Annotated in this window: 32 protein-coding genes and 1 pseudogene; all 33 read left to right on the top strand. The window is 64.1% G+C overall.

The window, feature by feature from the left end:
• Positions 1 to 64 precede the first annotated feature (64 nt).
• Entirely contained in the window at positions 65 to 1258 is a 1194-nt protein-coding gene (gene tuf, locus HCT51_RS14840) for an elongation factor Tu (protein ID WP_166877018.1), read from the top strand.
• 223 nt (positions 1259 to 1481) lie between these two features.
• The gene (locus HCT51_RS14835; protein ID WP_166877021.1) at positions 1482 to 1691 is read left to right on the top strand and encodes an Rv0909 family putative TA system antitoxin; all 210 of its coding nucleotides are present in this window, start codon (positions 1482 to 1484) and stop codon (positions 1689 to 1691) included.
• A pseudogene (locus HCT51_RS14830) lies at positions 1692 to 2660 on the top strand (DNA topoisomerase IB).
• Positions 2661 to 2729: 69 nt separating this feature from the next.
• Positions 2730 to 3431 (top strand): YoaK family protein, encoded by a 702-nt coding sequence (locus HCT51_RS14825; RefSeq protein WP_166877024.1) that lies wholly within the window; start codon positions 2730 to 2732, stop codon positions 3429 to 3431.
• Between the two features lie 364 nt (positions 3432 to 3795).
• Positions 3796 to 4764, top strand: coding sequence for a type IV toxin-antitoxin system AbiEi family antitoxin domain-containing protein (locus HCT51_RS14820; RefSeq protein WP_166877027.1), 969 nt, complete (start codon positions 3796 to 3798; stop codon positions 4762 to 4764).
• A 624-nt stretch (positions 4765 to 5388) separates the two neighbouring features.
• Complete coding sequence (gene rpsJ / locus HCT51_RS14815) at positions 5389 to 5697, top strand: 30S ribosomal protein S10 (RefSeq protein WP_021010896.1); 309 nt, start codon at positions 5389 to 5391, stop codon at positions 5695 to 5697.
• 10 nt (positions 5698 to 5707) lie between these two features.
• Positions 5708 to 6358, top strand: a complete 651-nt coding sequence (gene rplC, locus HCT51_RS14810) for a 50S ribosomal protein L3 (protein ID WP_166877030.1) — start codon at positions 5708 to 5710, stop codon at positions 6356 to 6358.
• A gap of 5 nt (positions 6359 to 6363) precedes the next feature.
• Complete coding sequence (gene rplD / locus HCT51_RS14805; protein ID WP_166877035.1) at positions 6364 to 7014, top strand: 50S ribosomal protein L4; 651 nt, start codon at positions 6364 to 6366, stop codon at positions 7012 to 7014.
• Positions 7011 to 7313, top strand: a complete 303-nt coding sequence (gene rplW / locus HCT51_RS14800) for a 50S ribosomal protein L23 (protein ID WP_166877038.1) — start codon at positions 7011 to 7013, stop codon at positions 7311 to 7313. The genes rplD and rplW overlap by 4 nt, the downstream gene beginning before the upstream one ends.
• 18 nt (positions 7314 to 7331) lie before the next feature.
• Positions 7332 to 8171, top strand: a complete 840-nt coding sequence (rplB, locus tag HCT51_RS14795) for a 50S ribosomal protein L2 (protein WP_166877041.1) — start codon at positions 7332 to 7334, stop codon at positions 8169 to 8171.
• 12 nt (positions 8172 to 8183) lie between these two features.
• Positions 8184 to 8465: a 30S ribosomal protein S19 gene (gene rpsS / locus HCT51_RS14790; protein WP_166877044.1), complete on the top strand. Its 282-nt coding sequence runs from the start codon at positions 8184 to 8186 to the stop codon at positions 8463 to 8465.
• Between the two features lie 26 nt (positions 8466 to 8491).
• A complete protein-coding gene (gene rplV, locus HCT51_RS14785; RefSeq protein WP_166877048.1) occupies positions 8492 to 8857 on the top strand; it encodes a 50S ribosomal protein L22 in 366 nt (121 codons plus the stop codon).
• Positions 8857 to 9612: a 30S ribosomal protein S3 gene (rpsC, locus tag HCT51_RS14780; RefSeq protein ID WP_166877051.1), complete on the top strand. Its 756-nt coding sequence runs from the start codon at positions 8857 to 8859 to the stop codon at positions 9610 to 9612. Before rplV ends, rpsC begins: the two co-directional genes overlap by 1 nt.
• Positions 9613 to 9614: 2 nt before the next feature.
• Entirely contained in the window at positions 9615 to 10034 is a 420-nt protein-coding gene (gene rplP / locus HCT51_RS14775; protein ID WP_166877055.1) for a 50S ribosomal protein L16, read from the top strand.
• A complete protein-coding gene (gene rpmC / locus HCT51_RS14770; protein WP_166877059.1) occupies positions 10034 to 10360 on the top strand; it encodes a 50S ribosomal protein L29 in 327 nt (108 codons plus the stop codon). Before rplP ends, rpmC begins: the two co-directional genes overlap by 1 nt.
• Positions 10360 to 10650 (top strand): 30S ribosomal protein S17, encoded by a 291-nt coding sequence (gene rpsQ / locus HCT51_RS14765; RefSeq protein ID WP_166877063.1) that lies wholly within the window; start codon positions 10360 to 10362, stop codon positions 10648 to 10650. The genes rpmC and rpsQ overlap by 1 nt, the downstream gene beginning before the upstream one ends.
• 34 nt (positions 10651 to 10684) lie before the next feature.
• Positions 10685 to 11053 carry a 50S ribosomal protein L14 gene (gene rplN / locus HCT51_RS14760; protein ID WP_166877066.1) on the top strand — a complete coding sequence of 123 codons (369 nt, stop codon included), beginning with the start codon at positions 10685 to 10687 and terminating at the stop codon, positions 11051 to 11053.
• Positions 11054 to 11055: 2 nt separating this feature from the next.
• Entirely contained in the window at positions 11056 to 11415 is a 360-nt protein-coding gene (rplX, locus tag HCT51_RS14755) for a 50S ribosomal protein L24 (protein WP_166877069.1), read from the top strand.
• Positions 11415 to 11999 carry a 50S ribosomal protein L5 gene (gene rplE / locus HCT51_RS14750; RefSeq protein WP_166877072.1) on the top strand — a complete coding sequence of 195 codons (585 nt, stop codon included), beginning with the start codon at positions 11415 to 11417 and terminating at the stop codon, positions 11997 to 11999. The genes rplX and rplE overlap by 1 nt, the downstream gene beginning before the upstream one ends.
• A 182-nt stretch (positions 12000 to 12181) precedes the next feature.
• Complete coding sequence (rpsH, locus tag HCT51_RS14745) at positions 12182 to 12580, top strand: 30S ribosomal protein S8 (RefSeq protein ID WP_166877075.1); 399 nt, start codon at positions 12182 to 12184, stop codon at positions 12578 to 12580.
• 6 nt (positions 12581 to 12586) lie between these two features.
• Positions 12587 to 13123, top strand: a complete 537-nt coding sequence (gene rplF / locus HCT51_RS14740) for a 50S ribosomal protein L6 (protein WP_166877078.1) — start codon at positions 12587 to 12589, stop codon at positions 13121 to 13123.
• A 2-nt stretch (positions 13124 to 13125) separates the two neighbouring features.
• Positions 13126 to 13497, top strand: coding sequence for a 50S ribosomal protein L18 (gene rplR / locus HCT51_RS14735; RefSeq protein WP_166877081.1), 372 nt, complete (start codon positions 13126 to 13128; stop codon positions 13495 to 13497).
• Positions 13494 to 14165, top strand: coding sequence for a 30S ribosomal protein S5 (gene rpsE / locus HCT51_RS14730; protein ID WP_166877084.1), 672 nt, complete (start codon positions 13494 to 13496; stop codon positions 14163 to 14165). Before rplR ends, rpsE begins: the two co-directional genes overlap by 4 nt.
• A complete protein-coding gene (gene rpmD / locus HCT51_RS14725) occupies positions 14165 to 14347 on the top strand; it encodes a 50S ribosomal protein L30 (RefSeq protein ID WP_191413652.1) in 183 nt (60 codons plus the stop codon). The genes rpsE and rpmD overlap by 1 nt, the downstream gene beginning before the upstream one ends.
• On the top strand, positions 14347 to 15036 hold the full coding sequence (gene rplO, locus HCT51_RS18770) for a 50S ribosomal protein L15 (RefSeq protein ID WP_166877087.1): 690 nt from the start codon (positions 14347 to 14349) through the stop codon (positions 15034 to 15036). The genes rpmD and rplO overlap by 1 nt, the downstream gene beginning before the upstream one ends.
• 62 nt (positions 15037 to 15098) lie before the next feature.
• Entirely contained in the window at positions 15099 to 16421 is a 1323-nt protein-coding gene (gene secY / locus HCT51_RS14715) for a preprotein translocase subunit SecY (RefSeq protein WP_166877090.1), read from the top strand.
• Positions 16418 to 17014 (top strand): adenylate kinase, encoded by a 597-nt coding sequence (locus HCT51_RS14710; protein WP_166877093.1) that lies wholly within the window; start codon positions 16418 to 16420, stop codon positions 17012 to 17014. The genes secY and HCT51_RS14710 overlap by 4 nt, the downstream gene beginning before the upstream one ends.
• Positions 17015 to 17022: 8 nt before the next feature.
• The gene (map, locus tag HCT51_RS14705) at positions 17023 to 17856 is read left to right on the top strand and encodes a type I methionyl aminopeptidase (RefSeq protein WP_224760519.1); all 834 of its coding nucleotides are present in this window, start codon (positions 17023 to 17025) and stop codon (positions 17854 to 17856) included.
• A 350-nt stretch (positions 17857 to 18206) separates the two neighbouring features.
• The gene (gene infA / locus HCT51_RS14700; RefSeq protein ID WP_166877096.1) at positions 18207 to 18428 is read left to right on the top strand and encodes a translation initiation factor IF-1; all 222 of its coding nucleotides are present in this window, start codon (positions 18207 to 18209) and stop codon (positions 18426 to 18428) included.
• Positions 18429 to 18496: 68 nt separating this feature from the next.
• Positions 18497 to 18610 carry a 50S ribosomal protein L36 gene (gene rpmJ / locus HCT51_RS14695; protein WP_166877099.1) on the top strand — a complete coding sequence of 38 codons (114 nt, stop codon included), beginning with the start codon at positions 18497 to 18499 and terminating at the stop codon, positions 18608 to 18610.
• Between the two features lie 159 nt (positions 18611 to 18769).
• Complete coding sequence (gene rpsM / locus HCT51_RS14690) at positions 18770 to 19144, top strand: 30S ribosomal protein S13 (protein WP_166877102.1); 375 nt, start codon at positions 18770 to 18772, stop codon at positions 19142 to 19144.
• Between the two features lie 38 nt (positions 19145 to 19182).
• Complete coding sequence (gene rpsK / locus HCT51_RS14685; RefSeq protein ID WP_166877105.1) at positions 19183 to 19581, top strand: 30S ribosomal protein S11; 399 nt, start codon at positions 19183 to 19185, stop codon at positions 19579 to 19581.
• A gap of 185 nt (positions 19582 to 19766) precedes the next feature.
• Positions 19767 to 20756 (top strand): DNA-directed RNA polymerase subunit alpha, encoded by a 990-nt coding sequence (locus tag HCT51_RS14680; RefSeq protein WP_166877108.1) that lies wholly within the window; start codon positions 19767 to 19769, stop codon positions 20754 to 20756.
• Positions 20757 to 20794: the final 38 nt, after the last annotated feature.

Below are 20794 nucleotides of genomic sequence, written 5' to 3'. Positions count from 1 at the left end.
GAGGCATCCGGTCGCAGCACTTGCGACCGGATGCTAAGCCCCCGAGTCCTGAGGAGGACCCACAGTGGCGAAGGCCAAGTTCGAGCGGACCAAGCCGCACGTAAACATCGGAACGATCGGTCACGTTGACCACGGTAAGACCACCCTTACCGCCGCCATCTCGAAGGTGCTTGCTGACAAGTACCCGTCGGCAACCAACGTGCAGCGCGACTTCGCGTCGATCGACTCCGCTCCCGAAGAGCGCCAGCGCGGCATCACGATCAACATCTCGCACGTCGAGTACGAGACGCCCAAGCGTCACTACGCTCACGTCGATGCTCCTGGTCACGCCGACTACATCAAGAACATGATCACCGGTGCTGCTCAGATGGACGGCGCGATCCTCGTGGTTGCCGCTACTGACGGCCCGATGGCTCAGACCCGTGAGCACGTTCTGCTCGCCAAGCAGGTTGGTGTTCCCTACCTCATGGTCGCGCTGAACAAGTCCGACATGGTCGACGACGAAGAGATCCTGGAGCTCGTTGAGCTCGAGGTTCGCGAGCTGCTGTCCAGCCAGGGCTTCCCCGGCGACGACGCTCCCGTCGTTCGCGTGTCTGGCCTCAAGGCGCTCGAGGGCGACGAGAAGTGGGTCCAGTCGGTTCTCGACCTCATGCAGGCCGCGGATGACAACATCCCCGACCCCGTGCGTGACCGCGACAAGCCGTTCCTGATGCCGATCGAGGACGTCTTCACGATCACCGGTCGTGGAACCGTCGTCACCGGCCGCGCCGAGCGTGGAACCCTCAAGATCAACTCCGAGGTCGAGATCGTCGGCATCCGCCCGACGCAGAAGACCACGGTCACCGGTATCGAGATGTTCCACAAGCAGCTCGACGAGGCATGGGCCGGCGAGAACTGTGGCCTGCTGCTCCGCGGTACCAAGCGTGAAGACGTTGAGCGCGGCCAGGTTGTCGTGAAGCCGGGTTCGGTTACGCCCCACACGGACTTCGAGGGCACCGCCTACATCCTGTCCAAGGAAGAGGGCGGCCGTCACAACCCGTTCTACGCGAACTACCGTCCGCAGTTCTACTTCCGCACCACCGACGTCACCGGCGTCATCACGCTGCCCGAGGGCACCGAGATGGTCATGCCCGGCGACACCGTCGAAATGACTGTCGCGCTGATCCAGCCGATCGCCATGGAAGACGGCCTCGGCTTCGCCATCCGTGAGGGTGGACGCACCGTGGGTGCCGGAACGGTCACGAAGATCATCAAGTAGTAACCCGCTCGCTGGTTGAGGCGCCGTTCACGGCCGTCTCGAAACCCGCAGCTAGACAAGGGGTCGAGCCGAAAGGCTCGGCCCCTTTGTCGTTCCCGGGCGCGGACGCCTTGTTCCGCGGCATCCGCTCGTCGATTCGCCCACTTCCTTGTGACTCGCAGAATCCCGGCATAGATTGGCGAACGTCCGGCAGCGTTGCCGACCAGGAGCGAAGGAGAAGACCGTGGGATTGGATGACATCACCAAGAAGGCGAAGGACTTCCTCGACGACGACAAGGTCAAGGATGCGCTGAAGAGCGAGAAGGCCGAGGACGTCAGCGACAAGATTCTCGACGGCGTCGCGGATGCCGCGCAGAAAGTGACCGGCGGCAAGTTCGACGAGCAGATCGAGAACGCCCGCGAGCAGGCAGACAAGCACGTGGGCGACCAGTAAGTGCCGCGGCTTCGGCGCAGTGACGCCGCAGGGGTGGGGCTGACCCGCGTCCGGTCCGGGCGCGGGTTCACTTATCGCGACGAGCACGGCGACACCGTCTCCGATCCCGACATCCGGGCCCGCATCGAGGCGTTTGCGATTCCACCGGCGTGGACCGACGTCTGGATCTGCCCCTGGCCGAACGGTCACATCCAGGCGACCGGGCTGGATGCCGCGGGGCGACGGCAGTACCTGTACCACCCGGGCTGGCGTGCGAAGCAGGACCGCACGAAGTTCGACCGCACCCTGGCGCTGGCCGAGTCGCTGCCGACCGCGCGGCGCCTGGTGACGATCGACCTGCGCCGCGACGAACCCGACCGGCAGCGGGCGCTGGCCACCGCGTTCCGGATGCTCGACACCGGTTCGCTGCGGATCGGCTCCGAGCAGTACGCGGCCGCGCACAGCAGCATCGGGCTGTGCACCCTGCTGTGTGCGCACGCCCACGTCAGCGGAACACGGTGGCGCTCGAGTTCCCCGGCAAGAGCGGGCAGGAGTGGGCGTCCGAGATCACCGACGAGGACCTCGCCTCGGTGGTGCTCGGGTTGAAGCGGAGAGGACCCCGCGCCCGGCTGCTCGCCTACCGCAACGACAGGGCGTGGCATCCGCTGCGGCCGGCGGAAATCAACTACTACGTGCGCGAGCGCACCGGGGGAGACTTCACAGCAAAGGACTTCCGCACCCTGCGCGGCACGATCGCCGCCGCGTCGAGCCTGGCGGAGCAGGGGCCGAAAAGCACGGAGCGCCGACGGTCTGCCGCGATTGTGCAGGCGATGCGGGATACCGCGGACGTGCTCGGCAACACGCCGGCGATTGCGCGCAAGAGCTACGTGAAACCCGAGGGTGGTCGACGCCTACCTCACCGGGCAGACCATCGACCCAAAGCGGCTGGGGTCTGCGGAGTCGGAGCTGCGCGCCATGCTGTTCGAGTAGTTGCTGGAGTGGTCGGCGCGAGTAGGGGTGTGCGTGACCGGGCGCCGCCGGGCGGTAACGTGAAATCCGATGTCTCCCCACCATGTCCGCAAGTACACCACCGGATTGCTGCTGCTCACCGCGTCCACCGGCGCATTCGACGCCGTCAGCTACCTCGCCCTGGACCGCGTCTTCACCGGCAACATGACCGGCAACGTGCTCTTCCTCGGCTTCGCCGCGATCGGCATCGAGGGCATACCGTTCCTGAACAATCTCGTAGCGCTCGCGGGCTTCATCGTCGGCTCGATGGTGAGCGGGCGGATCATCGGACACGGCGAGGACGACGGAACCCTGCCGCGGTCGGCGGCCTGGGTGCTCGGGTACGGCGCGGCGATCGCGATCATGCTCGCGGTCGTGTGGCTGCTCATCGGCGAACTGCCCGAACCAGCGTTGCTCGCGATCACCTTCCTGCTCGCCGCGGTCATGGGCGGGCAGGTGTCGGCGGTGAAACCGATCGGCAACAGCGAGATCACCACCATCGTGGTGACGAACACCGTGGCGAACCTCGCCCGCGACAGCCGGCTCGGCGGCGGCCGTAACCAACCCTGGGTGCAGAGGCTGCTCGCGGTGGTTGCCATGGGCCTCGGTGCCGTCGTCGGTGCTGGAGTGATCGGCTGGCTGGGCGGCCCCGCCGCGATGGTGGCAAGCGTGGCGGTCTACCTCGCCGGCGCGTTCACCATCGTGGTCACGTCGCGTTCGGCGCGCCAGCGCCGCGGTGCGGCCGCCGCGTAGCCTCGCCTCGTACGAATCGACCGTCCCAGCACGCCGCAGGACCCCGCCACGCCGCAGGACCCCGCCGCACACCCCAGCCGCCGTGTGCGGCCCGCCCGTAGGCCCGGCCACTCCGCGCGAGCCGGCGTTTGATCCACTTTGTCGGGGTTGAGCCACCGCGCCGTGGCTCAACCCCGACAGGGTGGCTCAAACCGTTCTGCGCCCCAACCCAGCAATGGCCAACCCGGCGGTGGCTTATCCCGGAGTGGCTCACCCGCTGGCCCAACCGATGCGTACCGCTCGATCCATCCCTCTACCGCCCCTACGCCTCCACCAGGCGCTGCAGAAGAGCGCCACAGGGTGCCCGCTGCGCAACACTCACGTCATGGCCGACACCACCCGCCGCCTGACCTACATGCACGACCTGGGCATCGACGCCGACCGGCGGCAGTTCGCTGTGGCTGCCGCGCGAGGAACCCAAGTGCGAGTCGCTCGCGGTGTCTACCTGAGCACGGTGGCCTGGGCCGCGCTCGACGCCGACGAACGGTACGTCGCGCGGGTGTACGCGGTAGCGGGCACGCGACGAAACCAGCCCGTGCTGTCGCACTGGTCGGCCGCCGCCGTGCATGGGCTGCCGATCGTCGGCGACTGGCCGGATGCCGTGCACATCACGGTTCGGCCGGCCGCCGGTGGCCGCAACCGGAACGGGATCGTTGCTCACGCCGCGAGACTGGCCGACGACGACGTGGTCGAGCTCAACGGGCTCCTCGTCACCAGCCTCGCGCGCACCGTGCTCGACATGGCAGCAACGGCCACCTTCATGGTGGCGGTCACGATGGCGGACCACGTGCTGCACATCGACCGCTTCGGACGCATCCCGCCGCTCCTGACCAGAACCGACCTGGCCGAGCAGTTCGAGCACTCTCGGCCGCTGCGCTCGCACCGCAAAATCGACCGCGTGTTCACCTTCGCCGAAACCCGGGCGGAGACGCCGATCGAATCGGTCAGTCGCGTCAACATGCTGGTGATCGGATGTCCCAGGCCCCTGCTGCAGAGCCCGTTCAGTGATCGGGACGGCTTCATCGGCGAGACCGACTTCGAGTGGCGGGACTACGCCACGCTCGGTGAGGCCGATGGTGACCGCAAATACCTGGACGCGGCGTATCGCAGCGGACGCACCGTTGAACAGGTGATGCTCGACGAGAAAGATCGCGAGGACCGGCTCCGTGCCCTGCCACGCAGGTTCGCCCGATGGCGATGGAAGATCGCCGTGCGACCGGGCAGGCTACGTGCGCATCTCGCCGCGGCGGGCTTGCCGTTCGGGGTGCCCTGGGCTAGCGGCATCCGCGATTGAACTGCATTTGACGGTGGGATGACGTCAACTCCCGGTTACGTCCCGCATACCGGGCCTCTCGGCTTGAGTTCTGATCCAGTTTGTCGTGGTTGAGCCACCGCGCCGTGGCTCAACCGCGACAAACTGGCTCAACCGCACCGCGAGCACCCCGACGTGCCGCAAATGCCCGCGTAAACTCGGCCCCAAGCCCCGCGATAGCCCGAATCGAGCCCGCAGCGCGCCGGATTGGCACCTGCCACACACCGAATCGAGCCCCGGAACTCGCGCATCGCGATCCCGCGACACGCCCGGGATCGACGGATGCGACACGCCCGGGTTGCAGCAATAGCCGGGATGTGGCAAACTCGTCTAGTTCAATATTTCGCCCCTCGAGCGGCGAATCACTGCCAGGCAGTGCATAGATTCCAGATCTAGGCCGCGGGTAGCAGAACAAGACTTAAATCGAACTCCACTCTTCAGGGGAGACGTGTGTGCCCCGGCCAGCCCGGACCGCACGCCGCCCTGAGGCGCGGAAGTCGGCGAGTTTTTGACAGAAGAACAGTGGTGCGACACACGTAGTGCTACTACGGCGTCCAATGCAGCCTCCCGGGATGTATGACGCCTTGATCAGAGAGAGAGTCAGAAATGGCGGGACAAAAAATCCGCATTCGACTGAAGTCGTATGACCATGAGGTCATCGACAGCTCGGCGCGCAAGATTGTGGACACGGTTACCCGTGCCGGCGCGACCGTGGTTGGCCCGGTGCCGCTGCCCACTGAGAAGAACGTGGTCGTTGTGATCCGTTCTCCTCACAAGTACAAGGACAGCCGCGAGCACTTCGAGAAGCGCACCCACAAGCGTCTGATCGACATCATTGACCCGACGCCGAAGGCCGTCGACTCGCTCATGCGTCTCGACCTGCCCGCCGACGTCAACATCGAGATCAAGCTCTAAGGGGGATCCAATGTCTGCTACCAAGACGACAAAGGGCCTGCTGGGCAAGAAGCTCGGTATGACCCAGGTGTGGGACGAGAACAACAAGCTCGTTCCGGTCACCGTTGTGGAGATCGCTCCCAACGTGGTGACTCAGGTTCGCACCCCCGAGCGCGACGGCTACGCCGCCGTGCAGATCGCTTCCGGCGCCATCGACCCGCGCAAGGTCAACAAGCCCGAGGCCGGTCACTTCGACGCAGCCGGCGTAACGCCGCGCCGCAGCCTCACCGAGGTTCGCACCCCTGACGCCTCCGAGTACACGCTCGGCCAGGAGATCACGGTTGACATCTTCGAGGCAGGCCAGCTGGTCGACGTTGTCGGCACCAGCAAGGGCAAGGGCTTCGCCGGTGTTATGAAGCGTCACAACTTCAAGGGTGTTTCCGCATCGCACGGTGCGCACCGCAACCACCGCAAGCCCGGCTCGATCGGTGCTTCCTCGACCCCGAGCCGTGTCTTCAAGGGCATGCGCATGGCCGGTCGTATGGGTGGCGACCGTGTCACCGTTCTGAACCTCAAGGTGCACTCGGTTGACACCGAGAAGGGCCTGATCCTCGTCAAGGGTGCCGTTCCCGGCGCTCGTGGCCGCCTCGTATTCGTCCGCAACGCCGTGAAGGGAGCGTAGTTCTCATGGCTACCTCGATCGACGTCATCGACGCCAAGGGCAAGAAGGCCGGCTCCGTTGAGCTGCCCGCCGAGCTCTTCGACGTTACGACTAACGTTCCGCTCATCCACCAGGTCGTTGTTGCACAGCTCGCTGCAGCTCGTCAGGGAACTCACAAGACCAAGCGTCGCGGTGAAGTTTCCGGCGCAGGCCGCAAGCCGTTCAAACAGAAGGGAACCGGTCGCGCTCGTCAGGGCTCGATCCGCGCCCCTCAGATGACCGGTGGTGGCATCGTCCACGGACCAGTGCCGCGCAACTACTCGCAGCGCACCCCCAAGAAGATGATCGCCGCAGCCCTGCTCGGTGCACTGTCTGACCGCGCTCGCGGCGACCGTCTGCACGTTGTGGAGTCGCTCGTCGAGGGCACCACGCCGTCGACCAAGGGCGTCATCGACCTGCTGTCGGGCATCGCCACGTCGAAGCACGTGCTGATCGTTCTGGAGCGCGACAACGACATCGCCGCCAAGAGCGTTCGCAACCTGCCGACCGTGCACGTCCTGGCCGCAGACCAGCTCAACGCCTACGACGTGCTCGTCAGCGACGACATCGTCTTCACCAAGTCAGCCTTCGACGCGTTCGTTGCTTCCAAGGCCAAGAAGGAAGAGGTCAGCGCATGACCGCCGCTCTCAACAAGGACCCGCGCGACATCATCATCGCGCCCGTCGTCAGCGAGAAGAGCTACAGCTTGATCGATGACGGCAAGTACACCTTCGTCGTCGACCCGCGCGCCAACAAGATCGAGATCAAGCTCGCTATTGAAAAGATCTTCAACGTTCGGGTTGCATCGGTGAACACGCTGAACCGTGCAGGCAAGACGCGTCGTACCAAGTTCGGTACCGGCAAGCGCAAGGACACCAAGCGCGCCATCGTGACGCTCAAGTCCGGTTCAATCGACATCTTCACGGCTGTCGGCTAGGGACCAGAGGAATAAGACATGGCTATTCGCAAGTACAAGCCCACGACCCCAGGTCGCCGCGGTTCATCGGTCGCCGACTTCGCTGAGATCACCCGATCGACGCCAGAGAAGTCGCTGGTCCGCCCGCTGCCGAAGACCGGTGGCCGCAACAGCTCCGGACGTATCACGACCCGTCACATCGGTGGTGGCCACAAGCGCCAGTACCGCGTTATCGACTTCCGTCGTAACGACAAGGACGGCGTGAACGCCAAGGTTGCTCACATCGAGTACGACCCCAACCGCACCGCGCGGATCGCGTTGCTGCACTTCGTTGACGGAACCAAGCGCTACATCCTGGCTCCCAACAAGCTGAAGCAGGGCGACATCATCGAGCAGGGTGCCTCGGCTGACATCAAGCCGGGCAACAACCTGCCGCTGAAGAACATCCCCGTCGGTACGGTTATCCACGCGATCGAGCTGAAGCCCGGTGGCGGCGCGAAGATCGCCCGCTCGGCCGGTGCATCCGTTCGTCTGGTTGCCAAGGACGGCCCGTACGCCCAGCTGCGTATGCCGTCCGGCGAAATCCGCAACGTCGACGCGCGCTGCCGCGCAACGATCGGCGAGGTCGGCAACGCCGAGCAGTCGAACATCAACTGGGGTAAGGCCGGCCGTATGCGGTGGAAGGGCGTTCGCCCGACCGTCCGTGGTGTCGCGATGAACCCGGTCGACCACCCGCACGGTGGTGGTGAGGGTAAGACCTCCGGTGGACGTCACCCGGTTAGCCCGTGGGGCCAGAAGGAAGGCCGCACCCGCAAGCGGAACCTCGAGAGCGACAAGCTGATCGTTCGTCGTCGCAATGTCGGCAAGAAGCGCAAGTAGGAGTTGTAGAAGATGCCACGCAGTCTGAAGAAGGGCCCCTTCGTCGATGACCACTTGCTCCGCAAGGTTGTCACCGCGAACGAGGCCAACAGCAAGAACGTAATCAAGACCTGGTCGCGCCGCTCGATGATCATCCCGGCAATGCTGGGTCACACCATCGCGGTGCACGACGGTCGCAAGCACATCCCGGTGTTCGTCACCGAAACGATGGTCGGGCACAAGCTCGGCGAGTTTGCCCCCACCCGCACCTTCCGTGGACACGTGAAGGACGACAAGAAGGGTCGTCGCCGCTAACGCGGGGACGCAAGGAGGAGAGAAATATGGTGGAGTCGATCGCACGTGTGCGTCACATCCGCGTTACGCCTCAGAAGGCTCGTCGCGTCGTCAACCTGATCCGCGGCAAGCAGGCTACTGAGGCCCTGGCAATCCTGAAGTTCGCGCCGCAGAGCGCGAGCGAGCCGGTGTACAAGCTCGTCGCTTCCGCTATCGCCAATGCGCGAGTCAAGGCGGATGCATCGAACACTTACCTGGATGAGCAGGACCTGTACATCGCCAAGGCATTCGTTGATGAGGGCGCAACCCTCAAGCGTTTCCAGCCGCGTGCACAGGGTCGCGCATTCCAGATCCTGAAGCGCACCAGCCACATCACTGTTGTGCTCGCCACTCCTGAGGAGGGTACGAAGTAATGGGACAGAAAGTAAACCCGTACGGCTTCCGTCTGGGCATTACCACCGACCACGTGTCGCGTTGGTTCTCTGACTCGACGAAGCCCGGTCAGCGCTACAGCGACTACGTGACCGAAGACATCAAGATCCGCAACCTGCTGAAGACGAGCCTCGACCGCGCAGGCGTGTCGAAGATCGAGATCGAGCGCACCCGTGACCGTGTCCGCGTGGACATTCACACCGCTCGTCCCGGTATCGTCATCGGCCGTCGTGGAGCAGAGGCCGAGCGCATCCGCACCGACCTCGAGAAGCTCACCGCCAAGCAGATCCAGCTGAACATCCTCGAGGTCAAGAACCCCGAGCAGGACGCTCAGCTGGTTGCCCAGGGCATCGCCGAGCAGCTCAGCGCACGTGTGGCATTCCGCCGCGCAATGCGCAAGGGCCTGCAGGGTGCCCAGCGCGCCGGCGCCAAGGGTGTTCGCATCCAGGTGTCGGGTCGTCTGGGTGGCGCTGAAATGAGCCGTTCCGAGTTCTACCGCGAGGGTCGCGTTCCGCTGCACACGTTGCGCGCGAACATCGACTACGGCTTCTACGAGGCCCGCACCACCTTCGGCCGCATCGGCGTGAAGGTGTGGATCTACAAGGGTGAAATCACCAACAAGGAACTCGCTCGCGAGCAGGCGAACCAGAAGTCGTCGCGCCCCGAGCGTCGTGACGGAGACCGTCGTCGCGCCCCGCGCGCCGAGGCGCCCGTCACCGCAGGAGTTGAGGCGTAACAATGCTTATTCCCCGTCGAGTCAAGCACCGCAAGCAGCACCACCCCGGCCGTAGCGGCCAGGCCACTGGTGGCACCAAGGTCAGCTTCGGTGAGTTCGGTATCCAGGCCCTGACGCCCGCTTACGTGACCAACCGTCAGATCGAGTCCGCTCGTATCGCCATGACGCGTCACATCAAGCGTGGCGGAAAGGTGTGGATCAACATCTACCCCGACCGTCCGCTCACCAAGAAGCCGGCCGAAACCCGCATGGGTTCCGGTAAGGGTTCGCCCGAGTGGTGGGTCGCGAACGTCAAGCCGGGACGCGTCCTCTTCGAGGTCGCCGGTGTGAGCGAAGAACTCGCTCGTGAAGCACTGACCCGAGCAATCCACAAGCTGCCCCTCAAGGCACGCATCATCAAGCGCGAGGAGGGCGACGCATAATGGCGATCGGTTCCAAGGAGCTCAGCCCCGTCGAGCTCGACACTTTTGAAGACGAACGACTCGTTGACGAGCTGAAGAAGGCAAAGGAAGAGCTGTTCAACCTGCGCTTCCAGTCGGCAACGGGTCAGCTCGAGTCACACGGCCGCCTGCGTGCGGTCAAGCGCGACATTGCCCGCATCTACACGGTCATCCGTGAACGTGAGCTGGGCATTCGCGCCACCCCCGCACCGGTCGAGGCTCCTGCCAAGGCCGAGAAGAAGACCAAGGCCAAGAAGGATGCCGCGGAAGCAGCGCCTGAGGCAACCGAGCCCGAGGAGGCCAAGTAATGGCTAAGGCCGAAGAGAAGGTCGCCGCCGAGGCTCCCGTGCGCGGTCACCGCAAGACGCTCCGTGGTTATGTCAGCAGCGACAAGATGGACAAGACCATCGTCGTCGAGGTTGAAGACCGCGTGAAGCACCCGCTGTACGGCAAGGTCATCCGCCGCACCTCCAAGGTGAAGGCACACGACGAGCAGAACACTGCTGGCGTCGGCGACCTGGTCATCATCAGCGAGACCCGTCCCCTGTCCGCTTCGAAGCGCTGGCGCCTCGTCGAAATCGTCGAGAAGGCCAAGTAAGCCCCGCGCTTACTTTGCGTAAAAGGAGACAGAAGTGATTCAGCAGGAATCCCGACTCAAGGTTGCCGACAACACCGGCGCCAAGGAGATTCTGACCATTCGCGTGCTCGGCGGCTCTGGCCGTCGCTACGCGGGCCTCGGCGACGTCATCGTCGCCACCGTCAAGGACGCAATCCCTGGCGGCAACGTGAAGAAGGGTGACGTCGTCAAGGCGGTCATCGTTCGCACGAAGAAAGAGACCCGTCGCCCGGATGGCTCGTACATCAAGTTTGACGAGAACGCCGCCGTGATCCTGAAGAACGATGGTGACCCCCGCGGCACCCGTATCTTCGGCCCGGTTGGCCGTGAGCTCCGTGACAAGAAGTTCATGAAGATCATCTCGCTGGCCCCGGAGGTCATTTAGTCATGGCAAAGATCAAGAAGGGTGACCTGGTTCAGGTCATCAGCGGCGCAACCCAGGAACGCGGCGGAGACCGCGGCAAGCAGGGACGCGTCATCGAGGTGCTCGTGGAGAAGAACCGCGTGATCGTGGAGGGTGTCAACTTCGTCACCAAGCACGTTCGCGTCGGCCAGACCCAGCGCGGCACCAAGACCGGTGGCATTGAGACGCACGAGGCGTCCATCCACATCTCGAACGTCGCCGTGGTCGACCCCAAGACCAAGAAGCCGACACGTGTTGGCTTCCGCACGGAGACGGCGGAGAAGAACGGCGTCAGCAAGACCGTTCGCGTCCGTTACGCCAAGAAGTCAGGTGAGAACCTTTAATGAGTGACAACACTGCAGTGGCTGGCAAAATCCAGCCGCGCCTCAAGCAGAAGTACCGCAGCGAGATCATTGCGGCGCTGACTGAGGAGTTCGGGTTCACCAACGTGCACCAGGTTCCCGGTCTCGTCAAGATCGTCGTGAACACCGGTGTCGGCGAGGCAGCCCGCGACGGCAAGGTCATCGATGGGGCCGTCAAGGACCTCACCGCGATCACCGGTCAGAAGCCGCAGGTCACCAAGGCCCGCAAGTCGATCGCGCAGTTCAAACTGCGTGAAGGAATGCCCATCGGCGCCCATGTCACCCTCCGCGGTGACCGTGCCTGGGAGTTCATGGACCGCCTGATCACGCTCGCGCTTCCCCGCATCCGCGACTTCCGTGGCCTGTCGCCGAAGCAGTTCGACGGCAACGGCAACTACACGTTCGGTCTGCAGGAGCAGTCGGTCTTCCACGAGATCGACCAGGACAAGATCGACCGCGTTCGCGGTTTCGACATCACCGTCGTGACCACCGCGAAGACTGACGACGAAGGACGCGCGCTGCTCAAGGCGCTCGGCTTCCCGTTCAAGTCGGACGAGAACAACTAAACAACGTACAAAAAGCGGTGGTCGGGTTCGACTTGAACCTGACCACCGGGTACCCGGTCTCGGCTCGTTCCGCAGACCGGGTATGATCACGTTCGGCCTTCAACTCTGTTGGCCGGCTAGTCGTCAAGGTCGTCATTCGCGTAACGGATGTCGAAACCAGACGAGAAAAGGAAATACATCGTATGACGATGACAGATCCGGTCGCAGACCTGCTGACCAGACTGCGCAACGCAAACTCGGCACACCACGACTCCGTGTCACTGCCGAACAGCAAGCTCAAGTCGCACATTGCCGAAATCCTCAAGCGTGAGGGTTACATCGCAGAGTGGAAGGTCGAAGACGCCCGCGTCGGTCAGACCCTCACGCTCAGCCTCAAGTACGGCCCGAACCGCGAGCGCTCCATTGTGGGCATCAAGCGCGTGTCGAAGCCCGGTCTCCGCGTGTACGCAAAGTCGACGGAGATCCCCACGGTTCTCGGCGGGCTCGGCGTTGCCATCCTGTCGACCTCGTCGGGTCTTCTGACCGACCGCCAGGCTACGAAGAAGGGCGTGGGTGGGGAAGTCCTCGCCTACGTGTGGTAACCCAACATGTCACGTATTGGACGACTTCCCATCCCGATCCCTTCTGGGGTCGACGTCAAGGTTGACGGCTCCGTCGTCACCGTCAAGGGGCCGAAGGGCGAGCTGACGCTCACTGCTGCGAACCCCATTGAGGTCAAGATCGAGGACGGCCAGGTTCTGGTCACTCGCCCGAACGACGAGCGCGAATCGCGTTCGCTGCACGGCCTCACCCGTACTCTCATCGCCAACCAGATCATCGGTGTCACCGAGGGTTACACCAAGGGCCTCGAGGTCGTCGGAACCGGTTACCGTGTCGCTGCCAAGGGCAGCTCACTGGAGCTGGCACTCGGCTTCTCGCACTCGGTCACGGTTGAGCCGCCCGCCGGCATCAGCTTCACGGTCGAGGGCAACAACAAGATCACCGTCAGCGGTATCGACAAGCAGGCCGTTGGCGAAGCTGCTGCCAACATCCGGAAGATCCGCAAGCCCGAACCCTACAAGGGCAAGGGTGTTCGGTACGCCGGCGAAGTTGTCCGCCGCAAGGCCGGAAAGGCTGGTAAGTAACCATGGGTCTCGGAACTAGAGGCAAGAGCAAGTCCGCAGCCAAGGGCCGTCGCCACGCCCGCCTTCGCAAGAAGATCGTCGGCAGCGCGGAGCGTCCCCGTTTGGTCGTCACCCGCTCGGCACGTCACGTGTTCGTGCAGGTCGTTGACGACGCGCAGGGCATCACCCTCGCGTCGGCGTCGACCATGGAAGCCGACATGCGCGGCTTCGACGGCGACAAGACGGCCAAGTCGCGCAAGGTAGGCGAACTCGTCGCCGAGCGTGCGAAGAAGGCCGGAATTGAGGCCGTCGTATTTGACCGTGGAGGTAGCAAGTACGCGGGTCGCGTTGCTGCTATCGCCGAGGGAGCTCGAGAGGGCGGATTGAACCTATGAGCGAAATCAAGAAGGAACAAGAAGTGGTCGCTGAGGCACCCGTGGAGACCGCAGCGTCTTCCGAGCCGTCGACCGAGCCTCGCGAGGCCCGTCGTGGCAGCCGTGAGCGCAACCCCAACCGTGACCGCGGTAGCCGTGACGCTGACAAGAGCCAGTTCCTCGAGCGCGTCGTCACCATCAACCGCGTGTCCAAGGTCGTCAAGGGTGGTCGTCGCTTCAGCTTCACCGCTCTCGTAGTCGTCGGTGACGGCAACGGCCTGGTCGGCGTTGGATACGGCAAGGCCCGCGAGGTGCCGACGGCGATCTCCAAGGGCGTCGAGGAAGCGAAGAAGAACTTCTTCCGCGTTCCCCGCGTGCTGAAGACGATCCCGCACCCCGTTCAGGGTGAGGCCGCAGCCGGCGTTGTGCTGCTGCGTCCGGCCGCTGCTGGTACCGGTGTTATCGCCGGTGGCCCGGTGCGCGCCGTACTCGAGTGCGCCGGCATCCACGATGTGCTCAGCAAATCGCTCGGTTCATCGAACACGATCAACATCGTGCACGCGACCGTTGCCGCTCTGAAGAGCCTCGAGGAGCCTCGCGCGGTTGCCGCACGTCGTGGCCTCGACTTCGAAGATGTCGCCCCGGCTCGCCTGGTGCGCGCCGAGGCCGACGCGAAGGCAGGTGTCTGATGGCGAACCTGAAGGTTACGCAGATCAAGGGCAAGATTAGTGAGAAGCAGAACCAGCGCGACACGCTGCGCAGCCTTGGGCTGAAGCGCATCGGCGACGTCACGGTTCGCGAAGACAACGCGCAGAACCGCGGTTACGTTCGCACTGTCGCTCACCTGGTGAAGGTGGAGGAGATTGACTAATGGCTGAGGAAGAAGCCACCAAGAAGGCACCGGCTAAGGCCGCTGCCGACAAGGCTCCGGCCAAGAAGCCTGCGGCCAAAACCGCTGCTGACAAGCCGGCCGCCGCTGAGAAGGCGCCCGCCAAGGCACCTGCGAAGGCGCCCGCGAAGGCTGCCGCCAAGACGGATGCCGCGGCATCTGACAAGGCTGCAACCAAGGCACCCGCAGCCAAGAAGGCTCCGGCCAAGAAGGCTGAAGAGACTGAGGCTCGCGCCCAGGTTCTGAAGGTGCACCACCTGCGCCCCGCCGCCGGTTCCAAGAAGGCCAAGACCCGTGTTGGACGCGGTGAAGGCTCGAAGGGTAAGACGGCCGGACGCGGTACCAAGGGAACCAAGGCGCGCTACTCTGTGCGCCCCGGCTTCCAGGGTGGCCAGCTGAACATGGTCATGCGTACGCCGAAGCTGCGCGGGTTCAAGAACCCGTTCCGCGTCGAGTACCAGGTTGTCAACCTGGAGAAGCTCGTCGAGCTGTACCCCAAGGGAGGGGAGGTCACCATCAGTGACCTCGTCGCCAAGGGCGCAGTGCGCAAGAATGAAAAGGTCAAGGTTCTTGGCCAGGGTGACATTGACGTTAAGCTGACTGTTGCTGTCGACAAAGTCTCAAGCTCTGCTGAGCAGAAGATCGTCGCAGCCGGCGGCTCCGTCAAGTAGTCGTTCGGGGGTGGCCCACACGGGCCACCCCCACAAAAACCCGTTCACTAACAGGAGGCCCCGTGTTCCGTGCGGTCGCGCGAATCTTTCGCACGCCTGACCTTCGCAGGAAGATCGGGTTCACTCTCGGCATTGTTGCGCTGTTCCGCCTAGGCTCGTTCGTTCCAGCACCATTCGTCGATTACGGCAACGTGCAGAGCTGCCTTTCCGGCAACGCGAACACGTCGGGCCTCTACGAGCTCGTCAACCTGTTCAGCGGTGGAGCACTGCTCCAGCTGTCAGTGTTTGCGCTCGGCATCATGCCGTACATCACGGCCTCGATCATCGTGCAGTTGCTGCGCGTGGTCATCCCTCACTTCGAGTCGCTGTACAAGGAAGGTCAGTCTGGCCAGGCCAAGCTGACCCAGTACACGCGCTACCTCACCATCGCGCTCGGTGTGCTGCAGTCCACCACGCTGATCACCGTCGCCCGCAGCGGTGCCCTGTTCGGCTCCACCGGCGTCGCTGAGTGCACGCAGCTGATCACCGACTCGTCCTGGTACGCCATCCTGCTGATGGTCATCACCATGACCGCCGGTACCGGCCTCATCATGTGGATGGGCGAGCTCATCACCGAGCGCGGCATCGGCAACGGCATGTCGCTGCTCATCTTCACGTCGATCGCCGCGACCTTCCCGTCGTCGCTCTGGGCCATCCAGGTCTCCGAAGGCTTCGACCTGTTCCTGATCGTCATCGCGATCGGCCTGCTGATCATGGCCGCCGTCGTCTTCGTCGAGCAGTCGCAGCGTCGCATCCCGGTCCAGTACGCGAAGCGAATGGTCGGCCGCCGCACCTATGGCGGCAACAACACCTACATCCCGATCAAGGTGAACATGGCCGGCGTCGTGCCCGTCATCTTCGCGTCATCGCTGCTCTACCTGCCGGCACTGATCGCGCAGTTCAACCAGCCGCCGGCCGGACAGGTTCCCGCCGACTGGGTGGTGTGGATCACCGACAACTTCACCTCCGGTGACAACCCGCTCTACATGGCGGTGTACTTCCTGCTCATCGTCGGCTTCACCTACTTCTACGTGGCGATCACGTTCAACCCCGAAGAGGTTGCCGACAACATGAAGAAGTACGGCGGCTTCATCCCGGGCATCCGTGCCGGACGGCCGACCGCCGAGTACCTCGACTACGTACTCACCCGCGTCACCCTGCCCGGATCGCTGTATCTCGGCATCGTCGCGCTTATCCCGCTCATCGCGCTGGCAACAGTGGGTGCTAACCAGAACTTCCCCTTCGGTGGCGCCAGCATTCTGATCATCGTTGGTGTCGGTCTCGAGACGGTCAAGCAGATCGACTCGCAGCTGCAGCAGCGTCACTATGAGGGACTTCTCCGATGACCCGTGGCCCACGACTTCTGCTGATCGGCCCGCCCGGCGCCGGTAAGGGCACCCAGGCTGTGCGCCTGGCCGAGCGCTACGGCATCCCGGCCATCTCCACCGGCGACATCTTCCGCTTCAACGTGAAGAACGAAACCGAGCTCGGCCTCGCGGCCAAGGCGTACATGGACGCCGGCGACAACGTGCCGGACAGCCTGACCAACGCCCTCATCCGCGATCGTCTGGGTGAATCGGATGCCGCGAACGGCTTCCTGCTCGACGGGTACCCGCGTACCACCGACCAGGTTCGGGAACTCGACGAGTACCTCGCCGGCAACGGCACGGCGCTGGACGCCGTGGTCGAGCTGCAGGCGGACCCGGAGATCGTGGTCGAACGTCTGCGCAAGCGCGCCGTGGAGCAGTCCCGCGCCGACGACACCGACGACGTCGTGCGTCACCGCCTCGAGGTGTACCGCGAGCAGACCGAGCCGCTGATCGGGGTCTACGGCTCTCGCGACGTGCTCGTGCCGATCGACGCGATCGGCAGTGTTGACGAGGTCACCGACCGCATCGTCTCCGCGCTCACCGGGCGCGGGCTCGGGACCGCCGCCTAGCGGATCCCGTGCGCTTCACATCCCGGGGGCTGTACAAGACCCCGGCGGAACTCCGCCTAATGCTGCGCCCCGGCGCGGTCACCGCCGCATCGCTCGCCGCCGTTCGGGCCGCGATCCGCGCCGGTGTCGCCACGATCGAGCTCGACCGGATCGCCGAAGAAACCATTCGGTCGCTCGGCGGCGAGCCGAACTTCGCGATGGTGCCCGGCTATCACCACACGCTGTGCGTCTCGGTGAACGAGGAAGTGGTGCACGGCATCCCCGGCGACCGTGTGCTGCAACCCGGTGACATCGTCTCGGTTGACAGCGGCGCCGACGTGGGCGGCTGGAACGGCGACTCCGCCATCACCGTGGTGATCCCCGACCCCACCCGTCCCGAGATCGTCGCTGACAGGCAGCGGCTTGCGGATGTCACGGAGCACTCGCTCTGGGCGGGCATCGCCGCGCTGTCCACCGCCCGGCACCTCAACGAGGTTGGCGCGGCGGTCGAAGACGCCATCGAGTCCCGCGGCGAGTTCGGGATCCTGGAGGAGTACATCGGGCACGGCATCGGCCGGTCGATGCACGAGGAGCCACCGGTGTTCAATTACCGAGTGCGGCACAACGGTCCTGCGGTGAAGCCTGGGCTGGTGGTCGCGATCGAGCCGATGGTGACGCTCGGCAGTAACGAGACCCGAGTACTCGACGACGACTGGACAGTCGTCACCACCGACGGCAGCGCCGGTGCCCACTTCGAGCACTCGGTCGCGGTGCACGCCGATGGCATCTGGGTACTCACCGCCGAGGACGGCGGAGCGGCGGGTCTGGCGCCCTTCGGCGTCACGCCGACGCCCATCGCGTAGCCGGCCCCCGCGCCGTGCCGTGCGGCGATCGCGGCCAAAACGGCTGAGAGCTGCCGCCGCGGCGCCCTCGCTCGGCCGAAACGGCCGCGCTCGTGTTCGGTGCAGCACCCCGCGGGCGAGCGCCGTAGAAACCCACGAGCGCCGCGGATATCGCAGCGGCGCTCGTCAGTTTCGGCGGCGCTCACTGCCCGAGACCCCGACGCGACGGGGGAGTATAGCCGTCGACTGGCGCGAGAGGCGATATTAACCTAAGCTTGTTCTTTGGTGTCTCGTGCCTGCCATCGGCTGTGCCTTTTTCACCACAATCCATCCGCACGACCAGCAGTACGACTATTAGTGACAGTGAGGCTATGGCCAAAAAAGACGGCGTCATCGAGATCGAAGGCTCTGTGATCGAAGCTCTGCCCAACGCAATGTTCCGCGTTGAGCTAGCCAACGGTCACCGAGTGCTTGCCCACATTTCGGGCAAAATGCGACAGCACTACATCCGCATCCTCCCCGAGGACCGCGTGATTGTGGAGCTGAGTCCTTACGACCTGACCCGCGGCCGGATCGTTTACCGCTACAAGTAGTGACTGCTGGATAAGGAACGACTCGAGCGAAAGCTTGAGCACGACGCCAGCGAACTAAGGAAACAACAATGAAGGTCAAGCCCAGCGTTAAGCCGATCTGCGACAAGTGCAAGGTCATTCGTCGTCACGGCAACGTCATGGTCATCTGCCAGAACCCGCGCCACAAGCAGCGCCAGGGTTAGCAGCATCCGGTGCTCGAGTAATCGGGTCGCCGGGACCGCAACTGAATACAACTACATAGCAACGTCAGAAGCATCCGGATACGGATGTGGACACCCTGGGTTGGAGGCTCAGGCACCGATGTTGCTACAGACCTCCACTCATTAACAGGAGAAGCCACCATGGCACGTCTTGCCGGCGTAGACATCCCGCGCGAAAAGCGCGTGGAAGTCGCACTGACATACATCTACGGTGTTGGCCGCACTCGGGCACTTCAGACCCTCAGCGACACCGCAATCGATGGAAACATCCGCGTCAAGGATCTGACCGACGACCAGCTGGTTGCACTGCGCGACCACATCGAAGGTAACTACAAGGTTGAGGGTGACCTCCGCCGTGAGGTTGCCGCCGACATCCGCCGCAAGGTCGAGATCGGCAGCTACGAAGGAATCCGCCACCGTCGCGGCCTCCCTGTGCGCGGACAGCGCACGAAGACCAATGCGCGCACCCGCAAGGGACCGAAGCGCACCGTCGCCGGCAAGAAGAAGGCGCGCTAGGCCTCGGCCCGCGCTCCCCAGGATTTCAGGAGTAGACCATGGCAGCACCTAAGACGGCCGCGCGTAAGCCCCGCCGTAAGGAAAAGAAGAACATCGCAGTGGGCCAGGCCCACATCAAGTCGACGTTCAACAACACGATCGTTTCGATCACCGACCCGACCGGAGCGGTCATCAGCTGGGCTTCGTCCGGTGGAGTCGGCTTCAAGGGTTCGCGTAAGTCGACCCCCTACGCCGCACAGCTGGCAGCCGAGTCGGCCGCCCGCCAGGCGCAGGAGCACGGCATGAAGAAGGTCGACGTCTTCGTCAAGGGCCCCGGCTCCGGACGCGAGACCGCGATCCGCTCGCTTCAGGCCGCAGGCCTCGAGGTTGGTTCGATCAACGACGTCACCCCGCAGGCGCACAACGGATGCCGCCCGCCGAAGCGTCGTCGCGTTTAAGCAGCACTTCTAGCCACGTGGCTGGCCCGCCCCGACCTTCGTCGCGCCGACGAGGACGGGGCGGGCTTGCCCCGTAGCGCACAACTCAACCCGTGGTGAACAACTCAATAAGAACCGACGGGCCAGACACCCGGTCGACCCTACTCAGTGTCATATAGCGGACACTTTGCCGAAAGGAATAACTAGTGCTCATTGCACAGCGTCCCACTCTCACCGAAGAGAACATCTCAGAATTCCGGTCACGGTTCATCATTGAGCCGCTCGAGCCTGGCTTCGGATACACCCTCGGTAACTCGCTGCGTCGTACCCTGCTGTCGTCGATTCCCGGCGCCGCGGTTACCAGCATCCGCATCGATGGCGTGCTGCACGAGTTCAGCACCGTCCCCGGTGTCAAGGAAGATGTCACCGAGATCATCCTGAACATCAAGCAGCTCGTGGTGTCGAGCGAGCACGATGAGCCGATCACCGCGTACCTGCGCAAGCAGGGTGCGGGCGAGGTCACCGCTGCCGACATCTCGGCGCCGGCCGGTGTGGAGATCCACAACGCCGACCTGGTCATCGCGACCCTCAACGACAAGGCCAAGTTCGAACTCGAACTGACCATCGAGCGTGGCCGCGGCTACGTGTCGGCGACCCAGAACCGCAGCGAGTTCAGCGAAGCCGGCCAGATCCCGGTCGACTCGATCTACTCGCCCGTGCTCAAGGTCACCTACAAGGTGGAGGCCACCCGTGCGGGTGAGCGCACCGACTTCGACCGCCTGGTGGTTGACGTCGAGACCAAGAACGCGATCAGCCCCCGCGACGCCATCGCATCCGCCGGCAAGACCCTGGTCGAGCTGTTCGGACTGGCCCGCGAGCTCAACTCCGCGGCCGAGGGCATCGAGATCGGCCCCGCGCCGGTCGACGCCGTTCTCTCCAGCGAGCTCAGCATGCCGATCGAAGACCTCGACCTGTCGGTGCGCAGCTACAACTGCCTGAAGCGCGAGGGCATCAACACCGTCAGCGAGCTCGTCGCCCTGTCGGAAACCCAGCTCATGAACATCCGCAACTTCGGCCAGAAGTCGGTGGATGAGGTCAAGGACAAGCTGGTTGAAATGGGTCTTTCCCTGAAGGATGCCGTTCCCGGCTTCGACGGCGCCCACTTCTACGGCGGCTACGACGACGAGACCAACTGATCACGTCGTTCGCCACGACGACCTTTTGACAACGGAGA

It is taken from the genome of Salinibacterium sp. ZJ450 (assembly GCF_011751885.2).
Classification (GTDB): Bacteria; Actinomycetota; Actinomycetes; order Actinomycetales; family Microbacteriaceae; genus Ruicaihuangia.
This window is presented reverse-complemented; position numbering and strand designations above follow the sequence as displayed.